Origin of the sequence: Streptomyces massasporeus (assembly GCF_014648995.1) — a bacterium.
Taxonomy (GTDB): Bacteria; Actinomycetota; Actinomycetes; order Streptomycetales; family Streptomycetaceae; genus Streptomyces; species Streptomyces massasporeus.
Genome location: NZ_BMSE01000013.1, coordinates 19479 through 34191 on the forward strand (window position 1 = coordinate 19479; position 14713 = coordinate 34191).

13 protein-coding genes are annotated in these 14713 nt (G+C 70.9%); 2 read left to right on the plus strand and 11 right to left on the minus strand.

Annotated features, from left to right (window positions below):
* Positions 1–22: 22 nt before the first annotated feature.
* From IE153_RS25855 to IE153_RS25870, 4 genes are all read right to left on the minus strand, one after another.
* Positions 23–769 carry a DUF6227 family protein gene (locus IE153_RS25855; RefSeq protein ID WP_189592214.1) on the minus strand — a complete coding sequence of 249 codons (747 nt, stop codon included), beginning with the start codon at positions 767–769 and terminating at the stop codon, positions 23–25.
* A gap of 180 nt (positions 770–949) precedes the next feature.
* Entirely contained in the window at positions 950–2167 is a 1218-nt protein-coding gene (locus IE153_RS25860) for a L,D-transpeptidase (protein WP_189592215.1), read from the minus strand.
* A 165-nt stretch (positions 2168–2332) separates the two neighbouring features.
* The gene (locus IE153_RS25865) at positions 2333–3361 is read right to left on the minus strand and encodes a P1 family peptidase (RefSeq protein ID WP_189592216.1); all 1029 of its coding nucleotides are present in this window, start codon (positions 3359–3361) and stop codon (positions 2333–2335) included.
* Positions 3362–3596: 235 nt separating this feature from the next.
* Positions 3597–4832, minus strand: coding sequence for a low temperature requirement protein A (locus IE153_RS25870; RefSeq protein WP_189592217.1), 1236 nt, complete (start codon positions 4830–4832; stop codon positions 3597–3599).
* 56 nt (positions 4833–4888) lie between these two features.
* On the opposite strand from IE153_RS25870, the gene IE153_RS25875 reads away from it, so the two are divergent.
* Positions 4889–5068: a hypothetical protein gene (locus IE153_RS25875; protein ID WP_189592218.1), complete on the plus strand. Its 180-nt coding sequence runs from the start codon at positions 4889–4891 to the stop codon at positions 5066–5068.
* 55 nt (positions 5069–5123) lie between these two features.
* Here IE153_RS25875 and mscL read toward each other — a convergent pair whose 3' ends face one another.
* From mscL to IE153_RS25905, 6 genes are all read right to left on the minus strand, one after another.
* Positions 5124–5582 (minus strand): large conductance mechanosensitive channel protein MscL, encoded by a 459-nt coding sequence (gene mscL, locus IE153_RS25880; RefSeq protein ID WP_031111455.1) that lies wholly within the window; start codon positions 5580–5582, stop codon positions 5124–5126.
* Positions 5583–5705: 123 nt separating this feature from the next.
* The gene (locus IE153_RS25885; protein WP_229829170.1) at positions 5706–6296 is read right to left on the minus strand and encodes a hypothetical protein; all 591 of its coding nucleotides are present in this window, start codon (positions 6294–6296) and stop codon (positions 5706–5708) included.
* A gap of 157 nt (positions 6297–6453) precedes the next feature.
* Positions 6454–7314 (minus strand): S-methyl-5'-thioadenosine phosphorylase, encoded by an 861-nt coding sequence (locus tag IE153_RS25890; RefSeq protein ID WP_189592219.1) that lies wholly within the window; start codon positions 7312–7314, stop codon positions 6454–6456.
* Positions 7315–7391: 77 nt separating this feature from the next.
* On the minus strand, positions 7392–7712 hold the full coding sequence (locus IE153_RS25895; RefSeq protein ID WP_189592220.1) for an FmdB family zinc ribbon protein: 321 nt from the start codon (positions 7710–7712) through the stop codon (positions 7392–7394).
* Between the two features lie 67 nt (positions 7713–7779).
* Positions 7780–9072: an MFS transporter gene (locus IE153_RS25900; RefSeq protein ID WP_189592221.1), complete on the minus strand. Its 1293-nt coding sequence runs from the start codon at positions 9070–9072 to the stop codon at positions 7780–7782.
* Positions 9073–9338: 266 nt separating this feature from the next.
* A complete protein-coding gene (locus IE153_RS25905; protein ID WP_189592222.1) occupies positions 9339–10868 on the minus strand; it encodes a potassium/proton antiporter in 1530 nt (509 codons plus the stop codon).
* 238 nt (positions 10869–11106) lie between these two features.
* Between IE153_RS25905 and IE153_RS25910 the strand changes: the two genes are divergently transcribed.
* The gene (locus IE153_RS25910; protein ID WP_189592223.1) at positions 11107–13959 is read left to right on the plus strand and encodes a penicillin acylase family protein; all 2853 of its coding nucleotides are present in this window, start codon (positions 11107–11109) and stop codon (positions 13957–13959) included.
* Positions 13960–14017: 58 nt separating this feature from the next.
* Here the strand turns inward: IE153_RS25910 and IE153_RS25915 are convergent, their stop codons facing one another.
* On the minus strand, positions 14018–14566 hold the full coding sequence (locus IE153_RS25915; protein ID WP_438817935.1) for a 5-formyltetrahydrofolate cyclo-ligase: 549 nt from the start codon (positions 14564–14566) through the stop codon (positions 14018–14020).
* Positions 14567–14713: the final 147 nt, after the last annotated feature.

Sequence of the window (14713 nt, forward strand, 5' to 3'; positions counted from 1 at the left end):
CACGACAGGTCCAGGGCTCGTCTCAGGAGAGCTGCGCCGCCCGCCGCTCCATCGCCTCGCGCGCCGCGTCCTCGCTGACGTACACCTCGCACATGTGCCGCCCGTCCGGCGTCGCCGTGTGCTCGACCTCCCAGAGGGAGACCTCCGCGCCGTCGCGCAGCAGGAACGCGTGCTCGTAGAGCGAGAAGCCCAGCCCCGCCCGCCCCGCGCGGCACGGCCGGCCGAAGGCCTGGGTGATCTGGTGCCCGGACGCCGTGGTCAGCAGGTCCGCCGTGTCGGCGCCCGGCCGGTCCGAGTTCTCCGCCCGGCGCAGTAACCTGCGCGCGTGGTCCGCCGAGTTCTCCGCGGCGTACGCGTGCCGGGGCGCCGGGATCGGGGACAGCTGCACCGTCACCGGCAGTTCGAAGTCCGGGGCGTCCGGCGGCAGCGGCAGTCGCGCGGTGGCGGCGCGCAGCTCCTCCTCGTCGACGTACACCTCGTGCTGCGGCTCGCTGCCGGGCGCGGTGTTGTGGACGAGCTCCCAGAGCGTGAGCGCCGAACCGTCGGCGAGCAGCCACGTGTGCCGGTACGTCTCCCGGTGCAGGCCTGCGCTGTGGTGCGCGGAATGCAGCGAACCGTCGTGCGCCAGCGCGCAGTCCAGGCGCCGTATCGCCTCGTCCGGTAGCTCGAAGGAGTTCAGGGCGCGGCCGAGGAGTCGCGCGAGGTGCTCCTCCGGAGACTCGGGCGAGTCGTGGGGTTCGTACGCTGCCGTCTCGTACGGAACGCTCAAGGTTTCTCCCGGCGTTGCTGCATGTCACCTTGTGGGTGCATACCGTAGCCCCTCGGTCGGACATCATGTCCGGGAACCGAGAAAACGTACGTCCGGGAAAACGCGCGGGCCGCGCGAATGGTTCCCGCGCGGCCCGGTCGGTTCGGTCAAAAGCCCCTGGAGGGACGGACTTTCGGCAGGTCAGGCAGTGCCGCCCGAGACCCACTGGCTCCACGGCAGGTTCCAGCCGTTGAGCCCGTTGTCCGGCGCCACCGTCTTGTCGGGGGAGTTCTTCACGATCACCACGTCCCCGATGAGGGAGTTGTCGTAGAACCACTTGGCCGGTGTGCTGCCCCCCGCGCCCTGGACGTCGGCGAGACCGACGCAGCCGTGGCTGGTGCCCGAGCGGCCGAAGGGCGGGTTGCCCTTGTTGTACCAGTAGTTGCCGTGGATGAAGGTGCCCGACGTCGTCAGACGCATCGCGTGCGGCACGTCCGGGATGTCGTACTCGCCACCGAGACCGACCGTCCGGCTGTTCATCCGGGTCTGCACGAACTTTTCGGAGATCACCATCTGCCCGTTGTACGTGGTGTGCTCCGGGCTGCCCGCCGAGATCGGGATCGACTTGACGGTCTTGCCGTCCCGCACGACCGTCATCGTCTGGGTGTTGACGTCGACCGTGGAGACCTGCGAACGGCCCACCGTGAAGGTGACCGTCTTCTTCTGCACCCCGTAGACGCCGTTCGCGCCCTCGACCCCGTCCAGGTCGATCTTCATCGTGACCTTGGAGCCGGCCTTCCAGTACTCCTCCGGCCGGAAGTCGAGCCGCTGCCCGTTGAACCAGTGCCCGACGACCTTCTGCCCGCTGCTGGAGGTCACCGTGATGTGCGACTGCACGTCCTTGCGCGCGGTGATGGCCTTGTCGAAGGTGAACGACACCGGCATGCCCACACCGACCGTCGTGCCGTTGTCCGGCGTGTACGTCCCGATGAAGCTGTTGGACGTCGTCACCGTCGTGAAGATGGAGTTGGCCGCGGCCGTCCGGCCGTCCGCGTCCTTGGCGGTCGCCGATATCTGGTACTTGGTCCCGCGCTCCAGCTGCTCCTTCGGCTTCCACACCTTGCCGTCACCGGAGACCGAGCCCGCAACGGTCTGCCCGCTGCCCGCCACCGTCATCTTCACGTCGGTCAGCTTCCCGTCGCTGACCTTCACGCCGGTCGAGTTGATGGACGCGCCGGTCGAACCGTCCTTGGCCGAGATGGCGATCTTCGCGACGGACGTCTTGGTGCCGCCCTTGCCGTCCTTCTCGTCGTCCTTGGCGTTGGCGCTGCCACCGCAGGCGGTGAGCGTCAGGGCGCCGACCATCAGGGCGGCACAGGCCCCCAGAGTGCGCCGCGCTGAAATGTTCGGCGTTGTCACGGGCTGCTCCCAGTTCGTGTGATGTTGCGTGATCCGCTCCAGTACGTGGGAGAAGAGGGGCGGGGGAGCCGGTCGGGTTCCGTCCGTTTCCCATGAGGGCCGTCACGTGACAGAACCGCGACAAATTCCGGGCCGGCTGTGGATCCGCTGTGCGCGCAGGCCTCTTCAGCGGCCCGCGTACAACTCCCCGTACGACGGCCACGCCCCGCCCGGACCGTCCACCGTCTCCGCGGCCCGTACGGCCCGGACGATCGCCCGCGTCACCATGTCCGCGCCCGCCGCGAGGATCTCGTTCAGGGCGAGCGGGTTCGCGGCGTCCAGCGCGCGGTCACCCGTCGCCAGCGCGAACACCGTGTCCCCGTCGTTGAGGAGATGGACCGGACGCACCGCCCGGGCGATGCCGTCGTGCGCCGTGCCGGCCAGCTTCTGTGCCTGTGCCTTCGACAGATCCGCGTCCGTGGCGACCACCGCGAGTGTGGTGTTGAGCGGCGGCGGAGTGCTCCTCTCGGCCGTCTGCGCCAGACGCCGCCGCGCTGCCGCGTGGACCTCCGCCCCCGGGTACTCCACCCGTCCCTCGAACAACTCCCCGTACAGCACCCCCGTTTCCGGATCCACCGTCGACCCCGCCGCGTTGGCCACCACCAGGGCGGCCACCGTGATCCCCGACCCGAGCACCGTGCTCGCGCTGCCGACACCGCCCTTCACCACCCCGGTCACCGCTCCCGTGCCCGCGCCCACGCACCCCTGGGGCACAGGCGCGCCGAGCTCGCTCGCCGCGGCGGCCTCGACCGCGGCCCGGCCGGTCGCCGCGTCCGGCCGGGCCCGGAAGTCGCCGCCGCGCCCCAGGTCGAAGACGCAGGCCGCGGGCACCACCGGCACGACATGCGCCGGGTCCGCCCCGACCCGGATGCCGCGCCCCCGCTCCTCCAGCCAGGCCATCACCCCCGACGCCGCGTCGAGCCCGTAGGCGCTGCCACCGGTCAGTACGACCGCTTCCACCGTCCGCACCACGTTGCGCGGATCCAGCGCGTCCGTCTCCTTGGTGCCGGGCCCGCCGCCCCGCACGTCCACGGCGGCCACGGCCCCGCCCTCCGGCGCGAGGACGACCGTGGTGCCGGTGAGCCAACCGTCGCCGGTGCGTGTCGCATGCCCCACCCGCAGGCCGGAGACATCCGTCAGTGCGTCAACTGTCATGACGCACAGTCTCGTCGAGCCGCCGGTCCCGGCGGGCGCGCCGAGCCGGTGGGTGTGCCGAGGTGGGCGTGCCGAGCCGGTGGGTGTGCCGAGGTGGGCGTGCCGAGCCGGTGGGTGTGCCGAGGTGGGCGTGCCGAGCCGGTGGATGCGCCGAGCAGGGGCGCCCTCCTCGGTCCGCCGACCTGCCGGGGGGATCAGCCCGGCGACGGTCGCGAAGGACGGAGCGCGGGTGCTCTCACCCGGTGCGCGTGGCCGACCCGCTCTGCCGGGCAGCGGGGCGCGTGGCCGCCAGCGTCTCTCCGGCCACCACCGACAGCGCGCAGACCACACCCGCCGCGAACACCGCCCAGTGCCCGAAGAACGTGCAGCAGATCACCAGCAGGGCCGTCGTCGGCAGCACCAGCTGCTGGGTGATGCCCCGCTTGAAGTGGCGCGAGTGCAGGGCCCACACCGTGAGCAGGTACAGGGCCGTCGGCAGGGTCACGGCCGCCGACGCCGCCAGCGTGGAGATGTGCGCCTTGCCGACCGTCTCCTCCACCGCCACCTCCAGCCCGGCCCCGATCGCCGCCGCCGACGCGAGCACCAGGTAGTGGCCGTAGCCCCAGAGGAACGCCTGCCGGTTGGACCGCAGATGGCCGTGGATGGGCACCACGAAGTAGATCCACCACGCGGCGAAGATGATCAGCAGCCCGCCCGCCGCGATGGGGAGGAGCTCGCCCAGCGCGTCGTTCTCGTCGATGCCGGACTTCACCGCGACCGTGGCCGCAGCGATCGTCTCGCCGAGCACGATGATGGTGAACAACCCGTACCGCTCCGCGATGTGGCGGGGGTGCCAGGAGGTGGTGTGCCCCCTCTCCGCGAAGGGCGGCACGCACATCTCCAGCAGCGCCATCACCAGGAACCACCAGGGCCGGGCCCCCTCGGGCAGGAACAGCAGCCCCAGCCAGCCGACCTGGCACGCCAGCACGCCGCCGGCGTAGCGCAGGGCCGTCGTCCGCTCCGGGCCCTCGGCGCCGCGGGCCGCCCGCAGCCACTGCGCCGCCATGGCCACCCGCATGATCGCGTAGCCCAGCCAGACCACGAGGTAGTCGTGCTCCTCGAACGCCCGAGAGACCCCCGCCGCGAGAACCAGCACACCGGCGATCTGCACCAGCGTCACGACCCGGTAGAGGACGTCGTCGTTGTCGTACGCCGAGGCGAACCAGGTGAAGTTCATCCACGCCCACCACAGGGCGAAGAACACCATCGCGTAGTCGAGGATCCCCTGGCCCGCGTGCCCCTCGGCGACGGAGTGCACCAGCTCGATGCCCGCCTGGGCGACGGCCACGACGAAGCACAGGTCGAAGAAGAGCTCCAGCGGCGTGGCCGTCCGGTGCGCCTCGTCGCGGCCACGGGCCCGGAGCCTGCGCAGGGGTTGCCGGATGCCGGGCGGGCCGGAGGGGACGGGCGGGGGAGCGGGGCTGGACGTCATGCGTCCCAGCACAGCAGAAGGCGCGGGGAATTTCTCCGCGACCGTACCCTGGTCGCATGAGTACCGTCCCCGCCCCCGAGCCGCGCGAGCCGAGGCCCGCGCTGGTCTTCGACGACCCGCTCGACCAGCAGTCCTCCGACGACACCGACCGCGGCTGGGGCGAGCGCACCGACTCCGGCGGCAGTGCGGCGGACCTCAAGCGCTTCCTGGACGAGAAGCCGCCCCACCACCTCTGAACCGCCCGCCACCTGTGAACCGCCGCCCCGGGCCTCTGAACCGCCCGTGACGCCGCTACTGCCGGTCGTGCCCCGAGCCTCGCTGGGCGACCAGGGCGTCCCGGATCTCCTTCAGGACCTCCAGCTCGGTCACCTCCAGGACCTCCTGCGTGTTCTCCTTCGCCTTCCGGCGCGCCTCCTGCCGGGCCAGGTACTTCGCCATGGGCAGGACCATCAGGAAGTAGACGACCGCCGCGGTGATCACGAAGCTCAGGGCGGCGCCGAGCACGGAACCCCAAAGGATCTGGATGCCCTGCTCGCCTTCGCAGGTCGAGCTCAGGCACGAGCTGTAGTGGTCGAGGTTCTTGGTCCCGATGGCGCCGACGACCGGGTTGATGATGCCCTTCACCACGGCGTTGACGATGTTGGTGAAGGCGGCACCGATCACCACCGCAACCGCCAGGTCGACGACGTTCCCGCGCATCAGGAAGGCCTTGAAGTCCTGCCAGACGCTCGGTTCCTTCTTCTCGCTCACCTCGGGGCCTCTCCTCGTACGAGCAGCTTGTGGAACAAAACGCTCCGCAACCTACGTCACGCCTGGGCCGAACCGAGTACTCGGGTCCCTCGAACGAGGGCCTTGACCAGATCACGCACAGCATCACCACAGCGTCACGGCCAGCCGCCCCGTGGCACTCGCGCCGGCCAGCCGGGCGGCGGTGGCCCGCGGCACCGACAGCACGACCAGTGCCCCGCTGTCGCTCGCGTCTGCCACCGGCTCGGGCACCTTCGTCACCCTGGCCCCGCGCGCGACCACCCGGGCGTCGCCGCCCGGCACCGTCCCCTCCGCGGCGATGACGTCGACCCGGTCCCCGGGCCGCAGCAGCCGCACCGTGGCCGCGTCGGAGATGCGGACCGGGGCCGTCACCGACCCGGCGGTGCGGTGCGGGTAGGCGGACTGCTCCCCGGGCAGGGAGGCCGTGTGCGCGGGAGGCCGGGTCCCGGGATGACCACGGGCCCCGTCGGAATCGCGCGGTCCCGCCGCCACGAGTGCCGTCGCGGTGACGGCGAGTCCGACGGCCACGGCCCGCCGCCGGTGCCGCACGAGCCGGGCGGACCGGTGACCGCCGCGAACCCGCACCGGATCGAACCGCGGCACCTCACGCGTCGCGGGCACCTCGGCCCCGGGCGGACACGAGGCGAGCGACCAGGAGGGCGACGAAGGGACGACCGAGGAACGAGCGAGGGACACGGAGACCACCACCTGCGACGAGGGACCGGCTTGCGCTCCCCACGATGAGGCTTCCCGACGCCGCCCGCTCAGGCCTGTGGACCCACCGCCGGCCTGTGGACAACTCCCTCACCCGAACGGCACCTTCCGCCCTCCCCCAGAGACCGGGGCCTGCCGGCTACGGCAGCACGAACCCCGGATCCATCCCACCCAGCGCACTCGCACACAGACAGTCCCGCTCGTCCTCCCCGGGCAATCCGGCCACCGCGTCGAACAGCACCCCCCGCAGTCGGTCCACGTTCGCCGCGAACACCCGCAGCACCTCGTCGTGCGAGACCCCCTCGCCCGTCTCGGCACCCGCGTCGAGGTCGGTGACCAGGGTCAGGGACGTGTAGCAGAGCTCCAGCTCACGGGCGAGCGCCGCCTCGGGGTGGCCGGTCATGCCCACCACCGACCAGCCCTGCGCCTGGTGCCACAACGATTCCGCACGGGTCGAGAAGCGCGGCCCCTCGACGACGACCAGCGTGCCGCCGTCCACCGGCTCCCAGTCCCGGCCCCGCGCCGCCTTCAGCGCGACGGCCCGCCCGGACGGGCAGTAGGGGTCGGCCAGCGACACGTGCACCACGTTCGGCACGGAGCCGTCGGGCAGGGGCAGCCCGTCGAAGTAACTGCCCGCGCGGGACTTCGTGCGGTCGACCACCTGGTCCGGCACCAGCAGCGTGCCCGGCCCGTACTCGGGGCGCAGACCGCCCACGGCGCAGGGGGCGAGGACCTGGCGCACGCCGACCGAGCGCAGCGCCCACAGGTTGGCCCGGTAGTTGATCCGGTGCGGCGGCAGGTGGTGGCCCCGTCCGTGCCGCGGCAGGAAGGCGACCCGCCGGCCGGCGACCTCGCCGAGGAAGAGGGAGTCGCTCGGCGGCCCGTACGGGGTGTCGACCTGGATCTCGGTCACGTCGTCGAGGAAGGAGTAGAACCCCGAGCCGCCGATGACGCCGATCCCGGCGCCTGCCTGGTCCGTCACGTTCGCCTTGTTCGCCATGCCCGCACCCTAACCGCAGGCGAAAACGCCGAGGACCCCGTCGCCCGAAGGTGACAGGGTCCCGTAAGAATCAGGCCTTACGCGGCGGTGGTGCTGCTGCTGCTGGAGGAGCTGCTGGTGCTCGACGACGAGCTCGAGCCGGAGCTCGACGAGCCGGAGTCGGAGGACGACGAGCCCGAGGTGCTCGACGACTTCGCGGCCGGGGAGCTGCTCGACGAGGAGCCGCGGCTGTCGTTCCGGTAGAAGCCGGAGCCCTTGAAGACGATGCCGACCGCCGAGAACACCTTCTTCAGGCGGCCCTTGCAGTTGGGGCACTCGGTGAGGGCGTCGTCGGTGAACTTCTGCACCGCCTCGAGGCCTTCGCCACACTCGGTGCACTGGTACTGGTAGGTCGGCACTGTCTTCCTCCTGGCACTCTCACTCGATGAGTGCTAACGACGATCCATAGTGACGTATTCCGGCCGCTCAGTCCACTGCCACCGGCACGCGGTGACCCACGCCACGTGCGACCGTCCGGCCGTTGCCCCGCGCCGCCAGCCGGGAACGCAAGGCCAGGAGGGTCGCCAGGGCCAGGACGGTGCCGCCCATCGGCACCAGGAAACCGGCGCCTCCCCAGAAGCGGTCCTCCAGCTGTCCGGCGACGGTGACGGCGGCGGCCTGGCCGAGTGCCACCGCTCCGGTCAGCCAGGTGAAGGCCTCGGTGCGGGCACCGGCCGGGACCAGGCTGTCGACCAGGGTGTAGCCGGTGATCAGGGCCGGCGCGATGCACATGCCGACCAGCAGGCCGAGGCCCGCGAGGACCAGCACCGAGTGGGCGGCCCACAGGCCCGACGCGGTCAGGGCGAGTGCCGTGTAGCCGACGACCAGGCGCCGCTGCGGGGCCGCCTTCCAGGCGATCGCGCCGCAGACCACGCCGGAGAGCATGTTGCCCGCGGCGAAGACGCCGTAGAGGACGCCGTTCAGGCCCGGTTCGCCGATCGACTCGGTGAACGCGGCCAGCGAGACCTGCATGCCGCCGAAGACGGTGCCGATGCCCAGGAAGGTCACGATCAGCACGCGCACTCCGGGGACGCGCAGGGCCGAAGCGTGCTCCACGCGCGCGTGCCCGTCGGCGGCGACGGAGGGCTGCGTGCTCCTCTGCGCGGCGAACAGCAGGCCGCCGATCAGGGTCAGCGAGGCCTCCGTGACCAGTCCGGCAGCCGGGTCGACGGCCGTGCACAGGGCGGTGGCCAGCAGCGGCCCGACCACGAAGGTCAGCTCGTCCGTGACGGACTCGAAGGCCGCCGCGGTGGTCATCAGCGGCGAGTCCTTGAGCTTCACACCCCAGCGGGCCCGCACCATCGGGCCGACCTGCGGCACCGAGGCACCGGTCGGGACGGCCGCCACGAACACCGCCCACAGGGGCGCGTCCAGCAGCGCGAGCGCGGTGAGCGTCAGCCCGGACAGCGCGTGCAGCAGCACGCCGGGGATCAGCACGGCGCGCTGCCCGTAGCGGTCGGCGAGGCGGCCGCTGTAGGGAGCGAACAGGGCCATGGAGACACCGGTGACGGCCGCGGCGGCGCCCGCCGCTCCGTACGAGCCGGTGGTGTGCTGCACCAGCAGCACGATGGAGATGGTCAGCATCGCGAACGGCTGACGTGCCGCGAAGCCGGGGAGCAGGAACGTCCAGGCGCCGCGGGTGCGCAGCAGCCGGCCGTATCCCGGGCGGGCGGAAGCCGTCGGGTTCTCCGACGCCTTCGAGGTGACCGTGGACACCACGGCCCGTGCCTTTCTGCCGCCTGGTAGCGCGGCCCCGTAGCGGGCGGCGCCGAGAGCTGTCCTCTTGCGCGGAACTGCGGTAGATGCCGGGGCCCGGTGAGGAGGGGTGTCCCGACCGCCATACGGTCGCGCCAGCTCTGCGTCAGGCAGAGTTGGTTCGATCTGGGTAACGCCTTCATCGTACAGGGATCAAGGGGCGTGTGCCTGTGAAAGTGAGCACCACGGGGCGGTCCGCCTTGCAAATCACATTGGGGACAAAACCCCTCTTACCGGCCCGCCCCGTCCGTCCCCAGCCAGCCGGCCAGTTTGCCGCCGTGTCCCACGGCCCGCAGCCGGCTCTCGGTCGCGTCCCGGACGGGATCCGTGGCGACCACCAGGAGCTCGTCCCCTCGTTGCAGGATCGTCGTCGGCAGCGGGACGAACGATTCGCCCCCGCGCACGATGAGCGTCACGGCCGCGCCGTGCGGCAGCCGCAGCTCGGCCACCTCCACGCCGTGCATCTTCGATCCGTCGGGGATCGCCACGGACAGCAGGTGCCCGCGCAGCCGCTCCAGCGGTGCCGACTCGATGCCGAGGTCGGAGGCCTCCGAACCGTCGCCGAGGCGCAGCTTGCGGCCCAGCCAGGGCAGCGTCGGGCCCTGGACCAGGGTGTAGACGACCACCAGCACGAAGACGATGTTGAAGATCCGGCGGCTGGCGTCGACGCCCTGCACCATGGGGATGGTCGCCAGGATGATGGGCACGGCCCCGCGCAGTCCCGCCCAGGACATCAGGGCCTGCTCCTGCCAGGGCACCCGGAACGGCGACAGGCACAGCACCACGCTGAGCGGTCGCGCCACCATGGTCAGCACCAGCCCGATGACCAGCGCGGGCACGATGTCGTCGCCCAGCTCGTGCGGCGTGACCAGCAGGCCGAGCAGGACGAACATGCCGATCTGGGCCATCCAGCCGAGCCCGTCGGCGAACCCGCGCGTGGCCGGCCAGTGCGGCAGTCGCGCGTTGCCCATCACCATCGCGGCGAGGTACACCGCGAGGAAGCCGCTGCCGTGGGCCAGCGCGCCCGCCGCGTACGCCACCACGGCGATCGCCATGACGGCGATCGGGTAGAGGCCGGACGCGGGCAGCGCCACGTGCCGCAGCCCCCAGGAGCCCAGCCAGCCCACCGCGAGACCGATGGCCGCGCCGATGGCCAGCTCCAGCAGGATCACGCCCAGCAGCGCGTACCAGTGCTCGACCGGCCCTGCCGTGGACAGGGACACCACGAGGATGACCACCGGGGCGTCGTTGAAGCCTGACTCCGCCTCCAGCGTGCCCGTCACGCGCGCGGGCAGGGGGATCTTGCGCAGCACGGAGAACACGGCCGCCGCGTCCGTCGAGGAGACGACCGCCCCGATGATGAGCGCCTGCCGCCATTCCAGCCCGATCAGATAGTGCGCGGCCGACGCCGTCACCCCGACGCTCACCGCGACACCGGCCAGCGCCAGTGCCGTGGCGGCGGGCAGGGCCGGCTTGATCTCCTTCCACTTCGTGCCCAGACCACCCTCGGCCAGGATCACGACCAGGGCCGCGTATCCGATGACCTGGGTCAGTTCGGCGTTGTCGAAGTGGATGTCGCCCACGCCGTCCTGGCCCATGGCGACGCCTATCCCCAGGTACACGAGCAGGCTGGGGAGCCCGCTGCGCGAGGAGATCCGTACCGCTGCGACGGCGACGAGCAGGACCAGCGAGCAGACGAGCAGGAGCTGGTTGAGGTGGTGAACAGTCAGCGGCCGAATCCTTCCCTGGCCCGCACGCATGCGCGCGTGGGCTCACGTACATCGCACATGAAGCTGTGGCGCACCGCGCCAACTACTTCGTTACCTTACCTAACTCTTGACGATTTCTTGACGCTTTCGGGGGCAAGATCGAACGTCCGTGCGCGCTGGTTCCCGACTCCGCGTCAAGGGGCGCAAGGCCCTGCGCCTATCGTTGCTCCAGCGCTCAGTTAAAAGCACAGCCGAACCTGCCGCTCGCGTTAGGACAGCAAGGACAGCGATGCCCCCCAACACCACCGCCTCCACGGGTCAGCAGCCCGGCAAGTCCGGCAGGAGAAAGGGGCGCAAAGCCCGACTTATCGTGCTCGTCCTGGTGCTGGCCCTCATCGGAGGCGTGGCCTACGGGTCGTACTGGTCCATCAGTACCGTCCGGGCCTCCTTCCCGCAGACCAAGGGCACCCTCACGCTGAAGGGCCTGTCGGGTCCCGTCGAGGTCAAACGCGACAACTACGGCATCCCGCAGATCTACGCCTCCTCCGACGCGGACCTGTTCATGGCGCAGGGCTACGTCCAGGCGCAGGACCGGTTCTACGAGATGGACGTCCGCCGCCACATGGCCTCCGGGCGGCTGTCGGAGATGTTCGGCAAGAGCCAGGTCGACAACGACGAGTTCCTGCGCACCCTCGGCTGGGACCGGGTCGCCAAGCAGGAGTACGACACCAAGCTGTCGGCCACCACGAAGAAGTACCTCCAGTCCTACGCCGAGGGGGTCAACTCCTACCTCCAGGGCAAGGACGGCGAGGACATCTCCCTGGAGTACGCGGCGCTGGGCTTCACCAACGACTACAAGCCGCAGACGTGGACCCCGGTCGACTCGATCTCCTGGCTGAAGGCGATGGCCTGGGACCTGCGCGGCAACATGCAGGACGAGATCGACCGCGCCCTGCTCACCAGCCGCCTCGGCCCGAAGCAGATCGCCGACCTGTACCCGCAGTACCCGTACAGCCGGAACAAGGCGATCGTCCAGGAGGGCCAGTACAGCGAACTGGCGGGAGCGTTCCAGCAGGGCGGCACGAGCGGCTCGTCCGGCACGAGCGGTACCTCCGGGACGAGCGGTACCTCCGGGACGAGCGGAACCGGCGGCACCTCGACCGGCACGGCGTCCGGCGGCTCCGGCACGAGCGGCACCGCTTCCGGCACGTCCGGCACCGCCTCCGGCGCCTCGGGCACCGCGGGCCTGGACAGCCAGCTCGGCGGCCTGACCCGGGTCCTGGACGACCTCCCGCCGGCCGTCGGCGTCAACGGCGACGGCATCGGCTCCAACTCCTGGGTCGTCGGCGGGGAGCACACCATCACGGGCAAGCCGCTGCTGGCCAACGACCCGCACCTGTCGCCGTCCCTGCCGTCCGTCTGGTACCAGATGGGCCTGCACTGCCGCAGCGTCTCCAGCACGTGCCAGTACGACGTCAGCGGCTACACCTTCGCCGGCATGCCGGGCGTGATAATCGGTCACAACCAGGACATCGCCTGGGGCATGACCAACTCCGGTGTCGACGTCACGGACCTCTACCTGGAGAAGATCACCGGCGACGGCTACCTGTACGACGGCAAGGTCAAGCCCTTCGAGACGCGCGAGGAGACCATCAAGGTCGCCGGGGGCGAGTCCAAGAAGATCGTCGTCCGGGAGACCAACAACGGGCCCCTGCTGTCCGACCGCGACGAGGAGCTCGTGAAGGTCGGCAGGAAGGCCACCGTCGACACCGCCGCACCCGACCGAGGTGACGGCTACGGCGTCGCGCTGCGCTGGACCGCCCTGCAGCCCGGCACCACCATGGACGCGGTCTTCGCCATGGACAAGGCGAAGAACTGGACCGACTTCCGCAAGGCCGCCTCGCAGTTCGAGGTGCCGTCGCAGAACCTGATCTACGCCGACAACGAGAACCACATCGGCTACACGCTGCCGGGGAGGATCCCCCTGCGCGAGGAGAGCGACAACGGCTCCATCCCGGCGCCCGGCTGGGACCCCGAATACCGCTGGACCGACTACATCCCGCAGGACGCGCTGCCCTACGAGTACGACCCGGAGCGGGGCTACATCGTCACCGCCAACCAGGCCGTGATCGACCCGGACAAGTACCCGTACACGCTCACCGCGGACTGGGGCTACGGCGCGCGCAGCCAGCGGATCACCGACCTGATCCAGTCGAAGATCAAGGACGGCGGCAAGATCTCCACGGACGACATGCGCCAGATGCAGCTGGACAACAGCAGCGAGATCGCCCGGCTGCTGGTGCCCACGCTGCTGAAGATCGACCCGGAGAACAAGGACGTCCGCGAGGCGCAGAAGCTCCTGGAGGGCTGGGACTACACCCAGGACGCCGACTCCGCGGCAGCGGCCTACTTCAACGCGGTCTGGCGCAACGTCCTCAAGCTCGCCTTCGGCAACAAGCTGCCCAAGGAGCTGCGTCCCAAGGGCCAGTGCCTGTGGGTCGAGCCGGTCAACACCACCGGCCCCGCCGACGAGGCCGAGAAGGTCCGCGAGTGCGGCCAGCGCGACCCCGACAAGGCGCAGCCGGACGGCGGCGACCGGTGGTTCGAGGTGGTCCGCAAGCTGATGGACCAGCCGGACAGCGAATGGTGGAACACCCCCAAGGTGGGCACCCGTCCCGCCGCCCACAACCGCGACCAGCTGTTCAAGCGGGCCATGATCGACGCCCGCTGGGAGCTGACCGCCAAGCTCGGCAAGGACATCGACTCCTGGAGCTGGGGCCGGCTGCACCGCCTGTTCCTGAAGAACCAGACCCTCGGCACCGCGGGCCCCGAATTCATCCAGTACGCCCTCAACCGCGGCCCCTGGGAGCTCGGCGGCGGCGAGGCCACGGTCAACGCGACCGGCTGGAACGCGGCCGGCGGCTACGGGGTGGTGTGGGTGCCGTCCATGCGGATGGTGGTGAACCTCGGCGACCTCGACAAGTCGAAGTGGATCAACCTCACCGGTGCCTCCGGGCACGCCTACAGCGCCCACTACGTCGACCAGACCGACAAGTGGGCCGACGGTGAGCTGCTGCCGTGGGCCTTCTCGGACCAGGCGGTCGAGAAGAGCACGAGCGACAAGCTGGTGCTCAAACCGTGAGCCACCGACACCCGTAGGACGAACGGCCCTCCACGCGTGCGTGGAGGGCCGTTTCGCGTCACGGCTCCCGGACGAACCGCCGTACGCCCGACGGTGTCACCACCGCGTGCACCGGCCGGTCGTGCTGCTCCTCCGGGACGTGCCCGACGACCTCGGCGTCGTACAGCAGCACCACGAGAGCGGGATGAGCGCCCGCCCGCTCCAGCCTGGCCAGGACCCGGTCGTACGAGCCGCCGCCCCGCCCGAGCCGCATCCCGCGCGCGTCCACCGCGAGCCCCGGCAGCAGCACCGCGTCGGCGGTGGTCACGGCGTCCGGCCCGAGGCGCTCGCCCGCGGGTTCGAAGAGGGCCATCCTGCCGCCGTGTTGCACACGCGCCAGGGAGGCCTCGCCCTCGTACGGCCCCCAGTCCAGGTCGTTGTCGGGCAGCAGGGCCGGCAACAGCACGCGTACTCCCCGGGCGTGCAGCGCGTCCAGGAGCGCGCGGGTGCCGGGTTCGCTCCCCACCGAGACGTACGCGGCCACCGTCCCGGCCTGCCCCAACTCGGGCAGCTCCAGAGCCCGCCCGGCCAGCGCGGCCGACGTTTCCCGCAGGTCATCCGCCGTCAACCTGCTCCTCACCGCGAGGATCTCGCGCCGCAAACTCCGCTTGTCAGGCTCGCCCGGACGTGCGATAGGCCTCAATGGTTGCTCCCGAACTATGGCAATACGCTCATATGAGCGCCTATGAACCGGAGCCGCAGATTCCATCCAAAG